This window comes from Peribacillus sp. NPDC060253, from assembly GCF_042727425.1.
Taxonomy (GTDB): Bacteria; Bacillota; Bacilli; order Bacillales; family DSM-1321; genus Peribacillus.
This window is the reverse complement of record NZ_JBHXAS010000015.1, coordinates 29,731-48,891: the sequence shown is the minus strand read 5'-3', so window position 1 is coordinate 48,891 and position 19,161 is coordinate 29,731. Positions and strand designations below refer to the sequence as shown.

Sequence of the window (19,161 nt, the reverse complement as noted above, 5' to 3'; positions counted from 1 at the left end):
GGAGATCAGATGATGAACACATATTTAATTGCAGGGCATGCAAAACTTCCACAAGGTATGGCAGCGAGAAATATATATGATTCCATCACGATAACTGTAGAACTGGACTTTAAATATGGTGTTATCGTCGAGGCTTCCTGTACACTTGCCACAGAGCATGGTAGGGAATTCATTCGTCAATTGCTGCGCGGTTATTGTCTGAAAGATGGTATCGATGAACTAATTGATCGTGTACAAATGTATTATCGTGGAAAGGCTGGTCAAGCCATACAAGCCGGGCTGAAAGATGTGTATGCACAATTCGAATTGGTCTCCGTTAAATAAAGGAAAATAGAAGGATCCTACCGGTATGTATGAGGGTAGGATCTTTTTTTAGAGGATCTTAATTTATAATCCTTCCTTTTTTTGTAACGATTTCGGGATATAAAAAAGAGGTGTTGAAGAAAACACCTCTTTGCCCTTCAATATATTATTGTACAAATACATTAAAAGGGTTCGTGAACCTAGAAGCCCCAATTCCATTTCCTATGGAAGTTTCTGCTGCTGCCGTGGCATCTGCAGTTGTGAGAAGAACACCGATTTCTGCTAGTGCGCCTTTGGGTGCTGCAAGTGGACCTCCTCCTGCTAGTGCGCCTTTGGGTGCTGCAAGTGGACCTCCTCCTGCTAGTGCGCCTTTGGGTGCTGCAAGTGGACCTCCTCCTGCTAGTGTTCCTTTGGGTGCTGCAAGTGGACCTCCTCCTGCTAGTGTTCCTCTGAGTGCTGCATGTAGATCTCCGTTTCCAGCAAGAGCGCCTTTGCGTGCCGGAAGTGGACCGATTCCTGCTAGTGCAACGTTGAGTGCCTCTGCGGGAAGTTCGCCTATTATTGTTGTTTTTACGTGAAGAACGGCCTTTTGAACATGGGTCATTATGCATGAAATCGCCTAACCCGAAGGAATTGGCTCTAGCCACCGCATTTTGTATACTTTCAATGATGTCAGACATATTTATATATCCCCCTTTCTATACGTTAACCTATGCGCTTGTACGTAATGTGCCAGAGATAATAGCACAATTTTATAAAAAAATTTGTTTTGGGTGACCCCCTTTGCTTTTTTTCCATAATTTAATATGAAAGTGAAAGTGAAAGGGAAGGGTTAGGTTATATGAATGCTGACAAGAAGCTGCCTGTGTATCAGCTTTTTATTCCACCTGTAAATTTAAAGGAACTTCGAAGCGATATATGGTGCAATGATCCTGTACCTGCAAAGTTAACCATCAACAAAAAAAAACTGGATATTGATATTGTTTACCGTGGCTCACATATCCGAAGTTTTCGGAAAAAGTCCTATAATGTAGTTTTTTATAAACCTAATACATTTAGGAACGCCAAGGAAATTCATTTAAATGGAGAATATAAGGATAGATCTTTACTAAGAAATAAATTATCTTTGGATTTTTTTGCGGATATAGGGACCTTATCACCGAAATCCCAGTTCGTTTTCCTGAATCTGAACGGAAAGGACGAGGGAATATATCTGGAATTGGAATCAGTGGATGAATATTATTTGAGGAAAAGGGATCTACCAAAAGGGTCAATTTTCTATGCAGTGGACGGTGATGCCAACTTCTCGTTAATGAGCGATTTGGATAAAGGAATCAAAAAATCATTAGAGATGGGATATCAAAAAAAATGCGGCACAGCAAAAGATGAATTATATTTACAAGAATTGATTATGCAAATCAATACAATTCCAAGGGTGGATTTTGAAAGGGAAATAGTAAAATATGTCGACATGGAAAAGTATCTGCGGTGGCTTGCTGGTGTCATATTGACGCAAAACTATGATGGGTTCGTTCATAACTATGCCTTATATCGGAATGGAGATACAGGACTCTTTGAAATCATACCCTGGGACTATGATGCGACATGGGGGAGGGATGTCAATGGGAAAGTGATGGAAGAGGACTATGTGGGAATCGAGGGGTTTAATACATTGACTGCTAGAATCCTTGATATAAGGACATTTCGTGTTCGATACCAAAGTCTTCTAAAGGAGATTTTGAACACCCAGTTTAACGTTAAGTATATGAAACCTATCATTTCTGAAATGCATGATCAAATAAGACCTTATGTTTCAAAAGACCCATATATCAAGGATAAAAAGGATAAATTTGATAATGAACCCGATTTTATCCTAAAATTCATAAAGGCCCGTGCAAAGTATGTAAATAGTCAGCTGTATAAATTGGATTAATAATTTCCCTTACTTTAGATGGAGAGTATGATTGGACAATGAAAAAAACAGCAGGAGTGTTGAAATAATAACACGCCCTGCTGTTTTTCTGCACGATTCCATTTGCTTTTCTAACCTATTACAGCTATGTTTGATAGAAAGATATAATCTAAAGTAAAATGAAGGATGGGAATGGATTGACTAATCTTAGCCGTATACCGGCATATATATATACCTTTACCTGCACCCCTGACGAACGCTCATTATCTAAAATGGAGATGCGCTCGTTTTTTGGCTTTGAGACTACGGAAAATATTTTGAAAAGTGATATAGAAATTGAACCGAGCAGAAGTCCTTTTATTAAAGGGCGGGTCGATGTCATGTTTGAAGGGGAAAGCATATCCGACATTGTTGAGCAAGTAAAGGATATTCAATTGCCTAATTCAACGTTCAAAGTATTATTCGTAAAAATTAATGATTTGAATAAAGAAGCAAAAATAGATTATGATGGACAGCGCGAAATTGAACGGGAGATTGGCTGGCACATTCAGGGAAATGCAGATGTGCGTAATCCTGATCAGGTCTTTGGAATAGTGACCTTAGGAGGCCGTTGGTATTTTGGGAAGTATGTCAAACCCGAAGCGGTTTGGTTACATCATATGAAGAAGCCGCGTGAATATTCCACAGCGCTTAGCACAAGAGTTGCGAGAGCCATTGCCAACATAGCCGTTCCACATCCAGATGGAATCAAAGCCATTGATCCATGTTGCGGAATCGGGACGGTATTGGTAGAAGCACTATCAATGGAGATAAATATTGTTGGCCGAGATATCAACCCACTTGTTACGGATGGCTCTAGAGAGAACATTGCCTATTTCGGACTAGAAGGTGATGTAACTACGGGTCCGATTTCGGAGGTCACCAGTAACTATGATGTAGCGATTATCGATATGCCTTACAACTTATATACACATGCGACACCGGATGATCAACTCTCGATCCTTAAACATGCTAGGCGCTTTGCAGACAAGGTCGTTGTCGTAACGATTGACACGATGGATCATATGATTTGTGAAGCGGGTTTTGAAATTGCTGATCGCTGTGTAGCCAGGAAAGGCATTTTTTCCAGACAAGTTGTAGTTTGTGTGTGAATTTAAAAGGCTGAAATCCAAAATGGATTTCAGCCTTTTTGATTGTTACATAGCTTGATAATGAACTACATTTTCGATGGTTTGTTTCTTGACCTTTCCCTGATATTCTAAGTAATCCAGTTGGCCGATGATTTCTGACATGACAAGCGGGAACTCTGTTACATACTTTTGTTTGTAAAATTTCTTTGCCAGTTCATTGCCTGTAGAAATTCCAGATTCTATCAATGCCAAGATTTTTTGTGATTTTCTCTCAATGCTATTGAGTCTTTTTTCAATCAGAGGACCAGGCTGCTCAATGATGTTACCATGACCAGGTAAGAGGAGTTTCACCTGTAAAGATAAACACCGCTTTAATGAGTCGATATGATCCACAAGAGTCAGCATTCGATTGCCGTTTTCATCAGGTTCGATCAAAGCATTACTTGATATATGTTCAATCAATAAATCACCGGCAAGAAGCTGATTCTCCTTTTTGTCAAGGAAGGCAATTTGATCCGGGGCATGTCCGGGAAATTCGATCACTTCGAAATTCAGCATTTGTTTTTCCGTGATTTCGATGATGTCACAATTCAGTTTTTGGTCTTTGTTATTATCGACTGCATTGAAAAGGTAAGCTACTTGCTTTTCACCAAGTTCACCACAGCCCATCTCAAGATAAAGCTGCTTATAAAATTCAATTCTCATACTTAAGAAGTCAGGATCCCGTTTTAAACGAGGAACGGATTTAGTATGGGCATAGACGGGAATCGGATGGAGTGCTGTAATCCGGTTTACCAAACCAACATGGTCTCCATGGTGGTGGGTTAACAAAATTTCCGTTATATCCTTAAGGGTATAACCATTTTTCTTTAATGTTTCCTGCAATGCATTCCAGCAAATGTCATCGTTCATACCAGCATCGACTAATGTTAAGGATTCATCCTGTTTAACTAAATAAAAGTTTATGCTTTTTAAAGATAAAGCACTTGGAGCCATAATTGGAAAAATTTTAAATTTTGTATTAGTTTTCATGAATGTCCCATATCCTCCTAAATTGAGATAACTTTATTGGAAAAATTTCATTTGACTAAATATTGAAATTTAAAGGGTTATTATTCTATGATTAGTTAAATGGAATGAAACTGTCAAGCTGAAATTTCCAGGATCCCGAGAATTTAATAGACAGAACGCGTGGAAATGAATGGTCTTATCATTAATCATTGAAAACTAAAAGGTGTAAAGTACAATTGCTGAATGAATAAAACTGTATAGGAGGATATAGAATGAAGCCCAGGATCTATATTACAAGGAAATTGCCAGAACAAATCATCGATGGTCTATGTAAGAATTATGATGTAAGGATGTGGAACCAGGAGGATATACCGGTTCCTAGAGAAGTCCTTGAAGAAGAAATGAAAGAAGTCGAGGGGCTGCTTTGCTTGTTGACGGAACAAATCGATGAGTCACTGATTGATAAGGCCGCTAATCTGAAAATCATCGCGAATATGGCAGTTGGCCATAATAACATTGATGTTATTAGTGCCACAAAAAGGGGCATCATGGTAACGAACACACCTGGTGTTTTAACGGAAACGACTGCTGATTTAACCTTCGGCTTGCTGCTTGCAACGGCAAGAAGGCTGATGGAGGCGGAAGATTATTTAAAGAGTGGAAAATGGGAAACGTGGTCCCCCATGCAGCTGACCGGACAAGATGTGTACGGTGCAACGATGGGAATCATCGGGTTAGGGAGAATTGGCGAAGCCCTTGCTAAAAGAGCAAAGGGATTTGATATGAACTTAGTTTATTTTAATCGCAGCCGTAAATACGAACAGGAAAAAGAATTAGGTATCGAATATCAGCCACTTGAAAAATTGCTCCAAATCTCTGATTTTGTTTGCGTCATGCTGCCGCTCACACCGGAAACCGCTTATATGATCGGCAAGGAGCAGCTTGAATTAATGAAAGAGTCCGCTGTGCTCATTAATACGGCAAGAGGTGGGATTATTGATGAAAAGGCGTTATACAAGGCGCTGAAGAATCGTGAGATCTGGGCGGCAGGATTGGATGTATTTGAAGAGGAACCAATTCCCGTGGATCACCCGCTGCTTACATTGCCCAATGTAGTTACATTACCGCATATCGGGAGTGCCAGCATCGCCACAAGATTGAAAATGGCAACTCTCGCAGTGCAAAACTTGATGGAGGGATTAGCTGGTGACACTCCCCGTAATTTAGTGGTGGTGAATAAAAGTAAATGACCCCATTAGGGTGTCGTTTTTTAAAATTGAACTTTATAATCATTTTTATTAGTGAGCAGGTGAGGGATTTATTCATTAGCATCATTGATACCCCATGTCATTTTAAGTGGAGTTGGAGGATTGCTTGGACCTTTAATGGTGAAACGAATATATGTTTATAGTGATGATGACCATCTCATTGTTTAGATTCGCAGTATTATAATGAAATAGACGTTTTAGCTTGGAAACAAGTTTGAATTTCCAGTAGGGGTAGATATTCGGTGACATGCACTAAAAAAGAGTGTTGCCAGGAAGAATCCAATTCTAGGAAAGCATACTTATCGTAAATTGACAGGATTTTTTGTAAAATAAAGAAAGTCAAGTGTATTTAGGAACAACAACTAGTTGAAAGGGATAGGGGCAATAATGATTGAAATGAAGGAAAAAATATCATCACACAACGAAATGACTAAATCCAAACGACTGCTGCTGGCACTTATGCTTGGGTCTTTTGCAGCGATTGGACCACTGTCACTTGATATGTATTTACCGGGACTCCCAACACTGGCCGTGGATCTGAAAAGCAGTACGTCTTTAGCCCAGCTAAGTTTGACAGCCTGCTTATTAGGGTTGGCTTTAGGCCAAATTTATTTAGGGCCACTAAGTGATGCTAAGGGAAGACGGACACCGTTAATCATATCGTTATCCATTTATTGCATTTCATCACTGTTATGTGCTTTTGCTCCAACCATTGAATTGCTTTTATTATTACGTTTTATCCAAGGGGTTGCAGGAGCGGGTGGCATTGTCATTTCAAGAGCCATCGTTCGTGACCTTTTTTCAGGAACGGATTTGACCAAGTTCTTCTCCATGTTAATGCTGGTAAATGGTGCGGCACCGATCTTGGCTCCAGTTTTTGGTGGTCAACTTTTGCAGTTCACCTCTTGGCGGGGAGTTTTCATCGTCATTTCAATATTGAGTGTCCTTATGGTTGCCGCAGCATTTTGGGGGATAAAGGAAACACTATCTCCTAATCTAAGGAGTGCCGGGGGAGTAAGCGATACAATCATGACCTTCGGGAACTTATTGAAGGACCGCGTATTCATGGGCTATGCTTTTTCACAAGGATTTATAAGTGCCGCTATGTTCGCTTATATTTCCGGCTCGCCTTTTGTTCTCCAGAACATTTATGGGGTCTCCCCACAGACATTCAGCCTGATCTTTGCCATAAACGGAATTGGGATCATCATTGCTTCCCAAGTGGCCGGAAAGCTGGCAGGGAAGGTTAAAGAAGAAAAGCTGCTTCAAATAGGATTATGTCTTGCTTTGTTTGGAGGAATACTCCTTCTTTTCTCAGTCCTACTCGAAATTGGGTTAGCGGGAATCTTGGTCGCTTTGTTCCTTTCGGTTTCCAGCGTCGGTATTGTCGGTACAACGAGTTTTTCTTTAGCGATGCAAAATCAGAAAAAAACAGCAGGCAGTGCTTCGGCCTTAATTGGTCTGCTTCCTTTCATATTAGGATCACTGATGGCTCCGCTGGTAGGCTTAGGCTCAGGTGATTCACCCTTGCCGATGGGAATGGTCATGATAGGTTGTCATATCCTGGCCATGTCCGCTTATTTAATACTTGCCCGCCGTGGCTTAAGGCGAGTTGCTTAAAAAAGGTAAAAGCTGAAGTCCCTTTAGGGGATTTCAGCTTTTTTCTTTTAATGGATTCTTTCGATCCTTAGGGCTGTATGAATCATAATAGTGATTCTGCTCCATCGATATATACTTCCGTGCCCGTAATATGGGAAGACATGTCTGAAGCTAGGAACAATACTAGATCACCTGCTTGCTCGGTAGTTCCTGCTTTCTTAGCCAAGGGTTGTGAGCCTTGCGGATATTCAATGGGTATCCTGATTTTTTTTAAGCTTTCATCTTCCGGGAAAGTGTTATCGTGGATATTCGTATCGATTGAGCCTGGACAAATGGTATTGACCCTGATTTTATATTTTGCCAATTCGAGTGCAGCCATTTTACCAAAAGCGACTTGACCAGCTTTGGATGAACTATAAGCGGAAAAACCAAAATTCTTGAAAAATCGGTTTCCATTGATGGAGCTGTTGATTACGATGCTGCCACCCTTTTCCTTCATATATGGAATGGCGTATTTGATGGTGAGAAAGGTGCCTTTGAGGTTGATGGTATGTGTTTGATCCCAATCTTCTGGCTTTATATCTTCTATAGGGGCGATCACTCCGTTGATGCCTGCGTTGGCGAATACAAAATCAATTTTTCCAAAATGATCATAGGCGGCCTTGTAGGCATGTTCAACTTGCTCAGCCTTGGATACATCCGTTTTAATGATTAAAGCCTCTCGACCGAGGTTTTCAACTTCTTCCTTCACTTTTTCGGCATTTTCGACTGTACGGTCAAAAAAGATGATGTTCGCGCCGTTTTCAGCTAGTTTCAGTGCAGCACCCCGGCCAATTCCCGATCCTCCACCGGTAATGATGGCCACTTTGTTTTTCATTAAATCTGTCATAAACTTCACACGCTCCTTTTTTAGTTTTCTTTCCCGTTTAGGGAGTATGTAGAAACATCATGGCAGTGGTAATACAGGAAAATTATATACGAATATTGCCTAAAAAATCCAATTTAAACCGTTGCTCGTGTTCATTTTACTTTGTTTTTCAGTGAAATGTCTGTATATTGAGGACATGATTAGTTAGCTTGAAAGGGGATAGGCTGTTGATACGATTAGGTGTAATAGGAACAAATTGGATAACTGAACGATTTTTGGAGGCTTCAAAACATATAGAGGATCTATCGTTAACGGCTGTGTATTCACGTACAGAAGAGAAAGCCAAGGAATTTGCGAGTAAATACGAAGTACATACGATTTTTACAAATTTAGAAGAAATGGCTGCAAGCGATGAAATCGACGCTGTATATATAGCAAGTCCTAACTCCCATCATTGCAGGCAAGCGGTTTTGTTTTTACAAAATAAAAAACATGTATTATGTGAAAAACCTATGGCCTCAAATGCGTCGGAAGTGAAGGAAATGATAGAGGCTGCCCAACAAAATGGAGTGCTATTAATGGAAGCGATGAAATCGACCATCATGCCGAATTTCGAAAGTGTAAGAAGCAATCTAGGTAAAATCGGTAAAATACGACGTTTTACGGGGAGCTTTTGTCAATATTCATCACGCTATGATGCGTATAAACAAGGCACTGTGCTCAATGCGTTCAATCCTGAATTCTCCAGTGGTTCTTTAATGGATTTAGGGATTTACGTCCTATATCCGCTTGTTGCACTGTTTGGTAAACCAAACAAGGTGCAGGCATCGGGAACATTGCTTGAATCAGGAGTTGACGGACAGGGTACGATCTTGCTTTCCTATGATGAAATGGATGCAGTCGTCATGTTTTCTAAGATTACTGAATCGAATCAGCCATCGGAAATTCAAGGCGAACTTGGGAGCATCCTAATAAGTAAAATTTCAGGACCGCAAGCCGTGGATATTCAGTATCGGGATGGAACGGCTGAAAATGTTTCGGTTAAACAGGACATGCCTTCTATGTATTATGAAGCGAAAGAATTTGTTGAATTGATACAGAAGGGGAAAAAGGAGTCTGATATAAATTCATTTTCAAATTCGCTTTTGACAATGGAAATCATGGATGAAGCAAGAAGGCAAATAGGCACGGTCTTTCCGGCAGACCGATTATAATTGGACATGGCCAAGTAGGAAGGGTATAAATGGATGTTACTGATACCCCTTAATTGGGTAGAATTTATACATGGATAATTTTATTTTTGGAGGAATGGACATGAAATGCAAAATTAATCGTAATGCAGCAAAGGTTTTACAAAATATGCTGAGCACTGAAGAAGCCGAAGGGAAAATGATTCGTGTATATATCACGCATATGCATGGCGATCATGCTCATTATGATATGAAATTAGATACAACGACAGAGCATGATGAAATAGTCAAAACAGATAAAGATATAGATATTTTACTCGATTCACGTGAGGAATTTCTGGATGGTGTCTGGATTAAATATTTTTACGTACCTCAAGAAGGCTTTGAAATTACGAACCCTTCTAAAGAACCGCACGGACATCATCACCATTAAGAAAAAAAGGGGGAGAATTGGCATGAATCAAAAATACGAAAAGATCTTTCAACCATATAAATTTTCATCAGGTGTAGAAGTGAAAAATCGTATCATGATGGCTCCGATGACCACCTATTCTTCAGATGATCAAGGGCTGATAACCGATGATGAACTGGCTTATTACGCGGAACGCGCGGCAGGTGTAGGGGCCGTTATTACGGCATGTGCCTATGTAACTGCCGGAGGAAAGGGTTTTCCAGGTCAATTTAGTGCAGCAGACGATTCCTTTATCCCATCTTTGAGAAAATTAGCGGAAGCGATTCAATCTAATGGGTCAAAAGCGATTTTACAAATATATCATGGCGGTCGCCAAAGCCCGCCGGAATTATTACCTGATAACCAGCCAGTTTCTGCAAGTGCCATTGCTTCAAGCGAGAATGAACCGGTACCGCGGGAAATGAGTGAAGACGAAATTCAAGACGTTATTAAGGCATTTGGTGAAGCAACAAGAAGGGCCATCGAAGCAGGATTTGATGGTGTTGAAATACATGGTGCCAATACGTACTTGCTTCAACAGTTCTTCTCGCCACACTCGAACCGACGTACTGATAAATGGGGGGGAACACTAGGGAAACGATTAATTTTTCCGCTCACCGTTGTGAATGAAGTGGAGAAAACAGTGTCCGAGCATGCCCAAAAGCCTTTTATGATCGGTTACCGCATATCTCCTGAAGAAGGAAGCAATCCAGGAATCACTTTAGATGATACGCTACAGTTTGTTGATAGATTAGCGAACCAAAACCTGGATTATCTACATATATCGGTAGGTCATTTCTGGAATGGATCATTCCGTGAGAGTGATAGGATGAAGTCGCGCATCGTTAAAATTTACGACAAAGTAGGCAATCGTATTCCGGTTGTCGGGGTAGGGTCCCTGCACAGTCCAGATGAAGTTGCAGAAGCGATGGAAACGGGGGTCCCATTTATCGCTCTAGGCCGTGAACTTCTTATGGAACCGCATTGGATTGAAAAAATCAGGGCCGGAAAAGAATCCGAAATACGGACAACCCTATCCAAAAAAGATCAGGATGAATTGGTCATTCCAGATCCGCTTTGGCAAAAATTGATTCAGATAAAAGGTTGGCTTCCGGTAGTGGAGTGAAGAGCAAGTTTTTGAATAAATGTGTAACCCGTCCTCTTTTTATCGGAGGACGGGTATTGTTATTTCTGTTTATACGATTGTTGTGAAATATGGTTGAATTGCTAAGTGATAAGATCATAAAGGGTTAATCATTCCATTACTGTAGATACTATCTTTACACCTTATGTTATACGACGTTTAAGTAGTTAAATATTCAAAAAAACTATATAATCACAGTACTATTTGTACCCATAAATAAAGCTGGTATAAAGACGGAGGGTTTATATTGAGGTTTCCACATGATTTTTTATTCGGAGCGGCTTCTGCTTCTTTTCAAATAGAAGGAGCATGGGATGAAGATGGTAAAGGTATAACGAATTGGGATGTTTTTTCAAAGATTCCGGGGAAAACATATGATGGTACAAATGGAGATGTAGCCATAGACCATTATCATCGTTATAAAGAGGATATTAAATTAATGGCAGAAATGGGACTCGAATCGTACCGGTTTTCCATTTCATGGGCACGTATCTTGCCCACAGGTGACGGAGATGTAAACGAAAAGGGCTTGGAGTTTTATAATAATGTTATTGATGAATGTTTAAAATATGGGATTGTTCCATTTGTTACGCTGTATCATTGGGATCTCCCTTTGACGCTTGAAGAAGATGGTGGATGGACGAATAAGCGAACAGCTGAAGCCTTCGTCAAGTATGCGGAAATTTGTTTTCGGGAATTCGGAGACCGCGTCAAACATTGGATTACGTTTAACGAAACGGTAATGTTTTGCGGATTAGGCTATTTAAAAGGAGCGCATCCGCCTGGCATACAAAACGATGAGATTAAATATTTTCAAGCGACACATTACGTGTTTTATGCACATGCAAAAGCTGTAGAAGTCTATAAGGCACTGAATCATTACGGCGAAATTGGTATTACCCATGTGTTCTTACCAGCTTACAGCATAGATGATAAACATGAGAATGCATTAGCTGCTCGACATGCTAATGAATATGAAACCTTTTGGTATTATGACCCAATTTTAAAAGGTGAATATCCATCTTATGTGGTAGAACAATTAAAGGAAAATGGCTGGACGCCAAGTTGGACTGAAGAAGAACTAGATACGTTAAAAAGGAATGCGGAAAAAAATGATTTTATTGGACTTAATTATTACCAGCCCATTCGTGTGGAAAAAAACCAAAAAGCATTCTCAACCATGGAGCATTCACGAGAAACATCTACTCTAGCTCCAGGAAACCCATCTTTTGATGGCTATTATCGGACTGTGAAAATGGAAGATAAAACCTATACTAAATGGGGATGGGAAATCTCACCTCAAGGATTTTTAGACGGGCTGCATATGTTAAAAGAGCGTTATGGCGATATTAAAATGTATGTTACAGAAAACGGACTTGGTGATGAGGATCCGATCATTGATGGTGAGGTAGTAGATGTTCCTCGTATTAAATATATTGAGGAACATCTAAAAGTGATTAAGCGTGCGATCAAAGAAGGCATTCATTTAAAAGGGTACTACGCATGGTCTGTCATTGACCTATTAAGCTGGTTAAACGGGTATAAAAAGCAATACGGATTTATTTACGTGGATCATCAAGATGATTTAAACCGAAAAAAGAAGCTGTCGTTTCATTGGTATAAGCATATTATTGAGACGAGAGGAGAAGAGCTCTAAATAAAAAGAAACCTCTTATTAATCAGGAGGTTTCAGACTGTAGACAAACTCGATAATAATGGAGTTTGTCTACTTTTTTTAGGTCTTTATAATATGAAGGTTGATTTCCCCACCAGGCATTCGCTTTTCGCGGGCGTCCGCTCTCGGCGCTGTTGCGGCTGCGGGGTCTCCCTTGGACGCGTATTCCCGTAGGATTCTCGCACATCTGTTCCAATCAACTTTGTTTTAACCGTTAGATAGAACTCCTTTTGCCTACTGTCTTTTTTGTTTTAATAATAGAAGTATTTGATACGGATTCTTCTGAACATGATACTATTCAGCGAGATCAACCTGAATTGAAGTATGGAAAAATTATTAAACTGTTTTATACAAGCATCAATCCATCTAATAAGTTAAGAGCATGTTTTGAGTAACTTTTTTCAAAACATGCTCTTTCTATTTTTCTAAAATTTCTTGTTTGAGTTTGGACACTTTTACTTCAAGGCTACATTACGGAATGAATAGGGAAATAGTCGAAAGTTCAAACCTCATGGTTCGTAGTCAATAGTTCCGACTTCAAAATAACTAGGCTGGAAGTATCGTCCTAGATTGTAATCTAAACGTAAAAGTAAGTGAATATTTGTAAACAAATGTTAACATTTCTAGTAATGTACAGTTTTACGTTTTACTGTATAATGTTGAAGCGAAGTGGAAAACCATGTCACATAACTTAACAAAAGGAGATTATATATGACGAGTATATTTTAGTTTGTATAAGCCCTCGCATTTTTGTTGTAAACAAATATTTAGCATACACTTCACTAGTAATTGATCGAAAAACTCCTCTAAGAATCTATTTTCCTGATGTTCGTACGTTCCAAACATAAAAATGACTAAGGATGTGAGAAGGATAATAATGATAAAAGATACTAGATTTCAAGGATATAACATGAAGGGTGTTCAAAAAGATGTAACGGCAGGATTGGTTGTAGGTGTGGTAGCCATCCCTTTAGGATTGGCTTTTGCAATTGCTTCAGGCGTCGAACCGATATATGGGTTATATACGACGATCATCGCTGGAATCCTCATTTCCCTTCTGGGTGGATCCAAGTTTCAAATTGGAGGGCCGACTGGAGCGTTTGTTCCTTTATTATTTGGGATCGTTATGCAATATGGATATGAAAGTCTGCTCATTGCCGGTTTTTTGGCGGGGATAATATTAGTCTTGATGGGTCTTCTTAAGCTAGGAGATTTGATGAAGTTCATTCCCCGTCCTGTCATCATCGGGTTTACCACAGGAATAGCGATAATAATCTTCTCGGGGCAGATTGCCAGCTTCTTTGGTATGAAGGTGGAAAAACATGAAGCGTTTATAGATAACATGAAGGAATTGGTGATTAAAGCGGATACGATCAATATATATAGTGTGGGTGTTGCGGTTATATGTTTTATCGTCATTCTGTTGGCACCAAGAATTCTGCCACGGGTACCAGGGCCACTTCTGGGTCTGCTCGTATCAACGATCGCAGCTTACTTTTTATTTCCCGATAAGGTGGCTACAATTGGTTCCACGTATGGAGCGATTCCGAAAGGATTTCCTGAATTCAAAGTGCCGGAACTTTCGGTGGAAATCATTATCACCCTCCTTCCTGTTGCGATTACGATTGCCTTATTAGGCGGTGTCGAGTCATTGTTATCCGCTACCGTTGCCGATAACATGGGGGGGACCAAGCATGATAGTAATAAAGAATTGGTTGGACAAGGAATCGCGAACATCGCGACTCCATTTTTCGGCGGGATACCGGCAACAGGTGCCATTGCCAGGACAGCTACCAATATAAAAAGCGGTGCAGTCTCACCGTTGTCAGGGATCATTCATGGAATTGTCGTATTGTTGGTTTTGCTTGTACTATCTCCATATGCAGAGCATATACCTTTGGCAAGCATGGCACCCATATTGATGTTTGTAGCCTGGAATATGAGTGAAAGAAAGGAATTCGCACATGTACTGAAAACGAAGACAGCGGATTCCATCGTTTTACTAGTCACCTTTCTCGTCACGGTCTTCACTGATTTAATCATGGGGGTCGGAATGGGCTTATTGATTGCATTCGTGACTTTCATTACAAAAATGAGCCATACGTTAAAGGTTAGAGAAAGAAGTCATGAGATTACAGAGATTTTTCCAATTGAAAATTCGGATTCAATGATCAATGTGTATAACTTGGAAGGCCCTCTGTTCTTTGGTTCGATAGATGTCCTGGAGTCATCGATATTAGCGAACTTGGATCATAAGACGAAAGTTTTGGTATTAAGCATGCGCCGTGTAACATATATGGATACTTCAGCAGAGGCAGCACTTTTGGCGATTGTTAATCGAATCGGAAAATATAAAGGGAAATTGATCATTTCGGGAATCCAGCAGCAACCAAAGGAATTGCTTCTCAGCACTGGGTTGTATCATAAAATAGAGAAACAGCATTTCTTTAAATCGAGGGAAGATGCCCTGTACTTTGCCAAGAAGCAGTTGAATGGTAATTCGGATAAAGTAGTCTAATAGATTCATTCTCGAAGTCACCTTATTGGATTGTTATGTTATAGTATCGTTAACAGTAGATTTTAAAAGAAGGTGACTATCTGGGTGAAAATCTATCGGATTGGCCAGCTTGCCGAACTTGCGAATGTTTCGAAGAGAACCATCGACTATTACACACAATTAGGAATGCTGAATTATGAAAAAATGGGTTCAAGATATCGGTATTACACCGAAGACGCTCTAAATCGTCTTCAAATGATTAATCTGTATAAAGAACAAAATATGCCGTTGACGGAAATCAAAGAACGGTTGCTTGTATGGTCGGAAACCAACGTGGATTCGGAGCAAGTGCTCTTGTTGGTGGACAAGATATCTACGGACCTTAAAGAACTGGAAAATGAATTGCTGGAATTAAAGCCTTTACTTGATCAGCTCAATGAACAGCAGCTGACATATGCTGCACAACAGCTTTCCGTTCGGGGCGGGTCTTTACTGAGCATCATTGCCATGCTCTCCTAAGCATGCTGCCGCGTTCAACAAAAAAAGACCTGATTGGGTCTTTTTTTGTTGTCTTGGTCATTAATAATACCTTTCATTGTATTCTTGAAGGGAATATTCATGTTGGCACCCCTAAAGTGGTATTTGCCCAATGTGCGTTTCTGTCCCTTAAGGATGACCTGAACTTGTATATATGGTAGTAATACTTGATTTTGTTTGAAATGACTGATAAATCTTTTTTCGATAAAGATGAAGGATATAAGGGAATGGAAAAAGAAGAACTTAAGTAACTACAACTATTTGTGAGGTGGAAGTGAATGATTGGGTCTATCGTAACGACGGCAAAAGGACATCTTCAAGGTACTATGGAAAACGATATATATGTTTGGCGTGGAGTCAGGTATGCGAAAGCACCTATTGATGCTTTGCGTTTCCGTTCACCTGAAGAGGTTGAAAATTGGAGCGGAGTCTTGGATGCAGTGGATTTCGGTGCCATTCCGCCACAGCCGATGGATCGGGCTGTCAAAACCGGACTGGCAGGGAATGAAAAAATGGATGAGGATTGCTTGTTCTTGAATATTTGGTCGCCGAGAGCTGATGATAAAAAGCGTCCGGTCATGGTTTGGATTCCTGGTGGAGCATATGTAACAGGAGCTGGATCTATTGATATGTACAACGGACACTTATTGGCTAAGAATGGAGACGTAGTCGTAGTAAGCATCAACTATAGGTTAGGGGCATTGGGATATTTGGATTTTACAGAGTTGGCAGCAGATGGGGAAATGTTTGAAACCAATTTAGGTTTACGTGATCAAGTGGCGTCTCTGAAATGGGTCAAAGAGAATATAGAAGCGTTTGGCGGTGACCCTGAGAATGTTACGATATTTGGAGAATCGGCTGGAGGTAATGCCGTAACGACTTTACTAACCGTACCTTCAGCGAGGGGGCTTTTTAAAAAGGCCATTGCAGAAAGTCCCGCTCCTACATCTGTTTATGGAAAAGGATTTGCGCAGCAATTCAGTGAAAGGTTCCTTAATATCTTAGGGATTGGCAAAAATGATATCCAACGGTTAAAAACACTTCCAGTTCAAGAGATTGTCACAGCGTCCTACCAACTCCTACAGGAAAACTCACAAGCCATGCCAGGCTCCCTTTCATTTGGACCGGTCGTCGACGGTGACTTCCTGCCTGATTATCCACTTGAATCGATTCGATCCGGTAGTGCTAAAGGGATTTCCTTGCTTATTGGAACAAATAGGGACGAAGCGACGTTATTCGATCAGATGGATCCCCCTTTAATCCCGACTAATGCAGAGATGATCCATAAAATGTTTGAAAATACTGACCCGGAGGCGAAAGAGAGAATTACGAATGCTTATTGGAACTTCCCTGAAAAGGGAGCGGTCCTCGGCATTGGCCGTGATGCAACTTTCCATATTCCTTCGGTTTGGTATGCGGAGGCATACAGTCGCTTTGAAAAAACATGGATGTACCGTTTTGATTATAAAACGCCGGCAATGCGCCTAAGTAAATTAGGGGCGACACATGGTATGGAGATTCCATTTGCCTTCCAGACTCTCGACTCTGCACTGGGCAAATGGATCACTTCCTATGGTTGCAGGTCAGCCGCGCTTAAGGTTTCCCATAGAATACAGGGTCATTGGGTTAACTTTGCGAAATATGGGAACCCCAATCCTCCAGAAGGGGAAGTCTGGCCGAAATATGATGAAACCAACCACTACACGATGATTTTTGATAAAAAAGATTACATTGAAAAGGATCCCAACAAAATGATAAGGCTGGCATGGGAAGGCGTAGGGATTTATAAGTAAAGTGTAAATATTGGAATAACACGAGGGGGACATGGATATATATAATGGCTCGCTTGAATTGTTTGTAGATGTGAAAATGTGAATCATTGAGGCTGACGCAATATCTATAGGATTTATTCGAATCGGAGTTGTCTGAACATGGATTTGAAATGGGCAGTCCAAAGGATGATTCGAAGAGGACCGATCCTATCATTCTTGAACATCAAGAGTATGCTAGAATATGTAAAGCGTTGAATCAAGAAGATCATTCCTGATTATCGCGAGCCAAACATGATTCGTTTAACACCTGTTCCACTTTACATCTCTTTTCAGGAAGTGTATGAAATGGTACAGGTCCTTAAAAAGATCATGGACGGTAGGTTATATGAAAGCTATGAAAATAAAAGGGGAATCATCGCCTAGGATGGGAGCAACATATGGAGAAAAATAAGCTGCGTCGTGAATTATCAACGAATCAAATCACAATGATTGCAATGGGATGTGCAATTGGCACCGGATTATTTCTGGGCAGCGGCCTTGCGATTTCGACGGCAGGTCCCAGTGTACTGATCAGCTATGCATTGGGTGCATTCATTGTCCTTCTTTTGATGGGCTGTTTGGCGGAAATGACTGTTGCTTATCCAACGTCGGGATCTTTTGGAACCATTGCCGAAAAATATTTAAGTCCATTTGCCGGTTTTGTTGTGAGATATTCATATTGGATAGCGAATGTCCTTGCCATTGGCGTCGAAGTGAGCGCCATCGCTGTTTATATGAAATATTGGTTCCCGGATGTACCTGGAAGTGTTTGGATCTTCCTTTTTGCTGCCTTACTTATCTATGTAAATGCAACGAGTGTTAATGCATTCGGAAATTTTGAGTATACTTTTTCTATGATCAAAATAAGCGCCATTGTCATTTTCATTTTAATGGGGGCTTACGTGGTGATTGGAGCCGAACCTTCAAGCGGAATCGGTTTAGAGAATTATGCCAATGATGGAGGTTTTATGCCATTTGGGTTTTGGGGGCTATGGATCGCTATATTTATTTCTCTCTTCAGCTTTTTGGGAACAGAGTTGATTGCGGTGACGGCGGGAGAGGCAAAGGACCCTGATATTGCTGTACCTAAAGCTTTGAAGGCAACTGTTTTCAGACTTGCCACTTTTTATGTACTGACAATCGGAATCATGTTAATGATTGTTCCCTGGCAATCCGCTGGGATTGATAAAAGCCCATTTGTTAGGGTAATGGAAATCCTCAATATTCCTTTTGCATCAGGGATCATGAATTTCATTATATTAACTGCAGCTTTATCTGCAATGAATAGTCAATTATACGCCTCCACCAGAATGATATTTTCTTTATCCGAGGGGAAGCAGGCACCCGCCTTATTTCAAAAAGTGAGCCGGAAAGGGGTCCCGATAAGGGCACTGCTCATTTCCTCTTTAGGCATATTTCTTGCTGCAGGTGTAAAGGTACTGCTCCCGGATACTTCGTATGCATTCATGATGGGGATATCGATGTTCGGAGCCATTTTCACCTGGTTCATGGTGTTCATCTCCCATTTATATTTCAGGAAAGGCTGGGAGAAATCAGGAGGGCGTAAATTACCGATTAAAATGTACGGCTTTCCGTATTTAACGATTCTTGGTGCATTCCTTTTGTTTGCTTTGACTGTATCAACTTGGTTCACTGGTCCATTTAAAATCGTCCTTCAGTTCGGTGTTCCTTGGCTGATCTTTCTGTGCATCGTTTATTTATTCATGTCGAAAATGAAAAGAACGTAAGGGAGGATTGGGATAGC

Annotated in this window: 16 protein-coding genes and 1 pseudogene; 14 read left to right on the top strand and 3 right to left on the bottom strand. The window is 40.5% G+C overall.

What is annotated here, in order from left to right; translation table 11 throughout:
* The first annotated feature begins 12 nt into the window (after window positions 1-12).
* Complete coding sequence (locus tag ACFWE9_RS06310) at window positions 13-324, top strand: DUF3870 domain-containing protein (RefSeq protein ID WP_230157780.1); 312 nt, start codon at window positions 13-15, stop codon at window positions 322-324.
* Window positions 325-469: 145 nt separating this feature from the next.
* Here the strand turns inward: ACFWE9_RS06310 and ACFWE9_RS06305 are convergent, their stop codons facing one another.
* The gene (locus tag ACFWE9_RS06305; protein ID WP_230157778.1) at window positions 470-907 is read right to left on the bottom strand and encodes a hypothetical protein; all 438 of its coding nucleotides are present in this window, start codon (window positions 905-907) and stop codon (window positions 470-472) included.
* Window positions 908-1,144: 237 nt separating this feature from the next.
* On the opposite strand from ACFWE9_RS06305, the gene ACFWE9_RS06300 reads away from it, so the two are divergent.
* On the top strand, window positions 1,145-2,236 hold the full coding sequence (locus ACFWE9_RS06300) for a CotH kinase family protein (RefSeq protein ID WP_230157777.1): 1,092 nt from the start codon (window positions 1,145-1,147) through the stop codon (window positions 2,234-2,236).
* Window positions 2,237-2,394: 158 nt separating this feature from the next.
* The gene (locus ACFWE9_RS06295; protein WP_377356075.1) at window positions 2,395-3,366 is read left to right on the top strand and encodes a TRM11 family SAM-dependent methyltransferase; all 972 of its coding nucleotides are present in this window, start codon (window positions 2,395-2,397) and stop codon (window positions 3,364-3,366) included.
* A gap of 45 nt (window positions 3,367-3,411) precedes the next feature.
* Here ACFWE9_RS06295 and ACFWE9_RS06290 read toward each other — a convergent pair whose 3' ends face one another.
* Window positions 3,412-4,377, bottom strand: coding sequence for an MBL fold metallo-hydrolase (locus ACFWE9_RS06290; RefSeq protein WP_230157775.1), 966 nt, complete (start codon window positions 4,375-4,377; stop codon window positions 3,412-3,414).
* 251 nt (window positions 4,378-4,628) lie between these two features.
* Here ACFWE9_RS06290 and ACFWE9_RS06285 point away from each other — a divergent pair, with 251 nt between their 5' ends.
* Together ACFWE9_RS06285 and ACFWE9_RS06280 are read left to right on the top strand one after the other, a co-directional pair.
* Window positions 4,629-5,606, top strand: a complete 978-nt coding sequence (locus tag ACFWE9_RS06285) for a 2-hydroxyacid dehydrogenase (protein ID WP_230157773.1) — start codon at window positions 4,629-4,631, stop codon at window positions 5,604-5,606.
* Window positions 5,607-6,020: 414 nt separating this feature from the next.
* On the top strand, window positions 6,021-7,244 hold the full coding sequence (locus ACFWE9_RS06280) for a multidrug effflux MFS transporter (protein WP_230157881.1): 1,224 nt from the start codon (window positions 6,021-6,023) through the stop codon (window positions 7,242-7,244).
* 82 nt (window positions 7,245-7,326) lie between these two features.
* Here ACFWE9_RS06280 and ACFWE9_RS06275 read toward each other — a convergent pair whose 3' ends face one another.
* On the bottom strand, window positions 7,327-8,112 hold the full coding sequence (locus ACFWE9_RS06275) for an SDR family oxidoreductase (RefSeq protein ID WP_230157772.1): 786 nt from the start codon (window positions 8,110-8,112) through the stop codon (window positions 7,327-7,329).
* A 206-nt stretch (window positions 8,113-8,318) separates the two neighbouring features.
* On the opposite strand from ACFWE9_RS06275, the gene ACFWE9_RS06270 reads away from it, so the two are divergent.
* The 9 genes and pseudogenes from ACFWE9_RS06270 (at window position 8,319) to ACFWE9_RS06230 (ending at window position 19,144) form a co-directional block, all read left to right on the top strand.
* Complete coding sequence (locus ACFWE9_RS06270; RefSeq protein ID WP_377356071.1) at window positions 8,319-9,305, top strand: Gfo/Idh/MocA family protein; 987 nt, start codon at window positions 8,319-8,321, stop codon at window positions 9,303-9,305.
* A gap of 100 nt (window positions 9,306-9,405) precedes the next feature.
* A complete protein-coding gene (locus ACFWE9_RS06265; protein WP_230157768.1) occupies window positions 9,406-9,714 on the top strand; it encodes an iron-sulfur cluster assembly accessory protein in 309 nt (102 codons plus the stop codon).
* A gap of 22 nt (window positions 9,715-9,736) precedes the next feature.
* Window positions 9,737-10,858 (top strand): NADH-dependent flavin oxidoreductase, encoded by a 1,122-nt coding sequence (locus ACFWE9_RS06260; RefSeq protein ID WP_377356069.1) that lies wholly within the window; start codon window positions 9,737-9,739, stop codon window positions 10,856-10,858.
* Window positions 10,859-11,123: 265 nt separating this feature from the next.
* Window positions 11,124-12,533 carry a GH1 family beta-glucosidase gene (locus tag ACFWE9_RS06255; protein WP_377356067.1) on the top strand — a complete coding sequence of 470 codons (1,410 nt, stop codon included), beginning with the start codon at window positions 11,124-11,126 and terminating at the stop codon, window positions 12,531-12,533.
* An 895-nt stretch (window positions 12,534-13,428) separates the two neighbouring features.
* Complete coding sequence (locus ACFWE9_RS06250) at window positions 13,429-15,069, top strand: SulP family inorganic anion transporter (RefSeq protein WP_377356065.1); 1,641 nt, start codon at window positions 13,429-13,431, stop codon at window positions 15,067-15,069.
* Window positions 15,070-15,153: 84 nt separating this feature from the next.
* Window positions 15,154-15,567 (top strand): MerR family transcriptional regulator, encoded by a 414-nt coding sequence (locus ACFWE9_RS06245; RefSeq protein WP_230157760.1) that lies wholly within the window; start codon window positions 15,154-15,156, stop codon window positions 15,565-15,567.
* Between the two features lie 296 nt (window positions 15,568-15,863).
* Entirely contained in the window at window positions 15,864-17,378 is a 1,515-nt protein-coding gene (locus tag ACFWE9_RS06240; protein WP_377356063.1) for a carboxylesterase/lipase family protein, read from the top strand.
* Window positions 17,379-17,503: 125 nt separating this feature from the next.
* Window positions 17,504-17,780 (top strand): annotated as a pseudogene (locus tag ACFWE9_RS06235) (kynureninase/PvdN C-terminal domain-containing protein); the annotation flags it as partial.
* 14 nt (window positions 17,781-17,794) lie between these two features.
* Complete coding sequence (locus ACFWE9_RS06230) at window positions 17,795-19,144, top strand: amino acid permease (RefSeq protein WP_377356061.1); 1,350 nt, start codon at window positions 17,795-17,797, stop codon at window positions 19,142-19,144.
* The last annotated feature ends 17 nt before the right edge of the window (window positions 19,145-19,161 follow it).

Bases quoted from the DNA above. Each gene is read 5' to 3' on its own strand.
- ACFWE9_RS06240 (WP_377356063.1), top strand. From the start codon at position 15,864: ATGATTGGGTCTATCGTAACGACGGCAAAAGGACATCTTCAAGGTACT.
- ACFWE9_RS06260 (WP_377356069.1), top strand. From the start codon at position 9,737: ATGAATCAAAAATACGAAAAGATCTTTCAACCATATAAATTTTCATCA.
- ACFWE9_RS06250 (WP_377356065.1), top strand. From the start codon at position 13,429: ATGATAAAAGATACTAGATTTCAAGGATATAACATGAAGGGTGTTCAA.
- ACFWE9_RS06265 (WP_230157768.1), top strand. From the start codon at position 9,406: ATGAAATGCAAAATTAATCGTAATGCAGCAAAGGTTTTACAAAATATG.
- ACFWE9_RS06275 (WP_230157772.1), bottom strand. From the start codon at position 8,112: ATGACAGATTTAATGAAAAACAAAGTGGCCATCATTACCGGTGGAGGA.
- ACFWE9_RS06230 (WP_377356061.1), top strand. From the start codon at position 17,795: ATGGAGAAAAATAAGCTGCGTCGTGAATTATCAACGAATCAAATCACA.
- ACFWE9_RS06300 (WP_230157777.1), top strand. From the start codon at position 1,145: ATGAATGCTGACAAGAAGCTGCCTGTGTATCAGCTTTTTATTCCACCT.
- ACFWE9_RS06310 (WP_230157780.1), top strand. From the start codon at position 13: ATGAACACATATTTAATTGCAGGGCATGCAAAACTTCCACAAGGTATG.
- ACFWE9_RS06290 (WP_230157775.1), bottom strand. From the start codon at position 4,377: ATGAAAACTAATACAAAATTTAAAATTTTTCCAATTATGGCTCCAAGT.
- ACFWE9_RS06295 (WP_377356075.1), top strand. From the start codon at position 2,395: ATGAAGGATGGGAATGGATTGACTAATCTTAGCCGTATACCGGCATAT.
- ACFWE9_RS06305 (WP_230157778.1), bottom strand. From the start codon at position 907: ATGACCCATGTTCAAAAGGCCGTTCTTCACGTAAAAACAACAATAATA.
- ACFWE9_RS06285 (WP_230157773.1), top strand. From the start codon at position 4,629: ATGAAGCCCAGGATCTATATTACAAGGAAATTGCCAGAACAAATCATC.
- ACFWE9_RS06280 (WP_230157881.1), top strand. From the start codon at position 6,021: ATGAAGGAAAAAATATCATCACACAACGAAATGACTAAATCCAAACGA.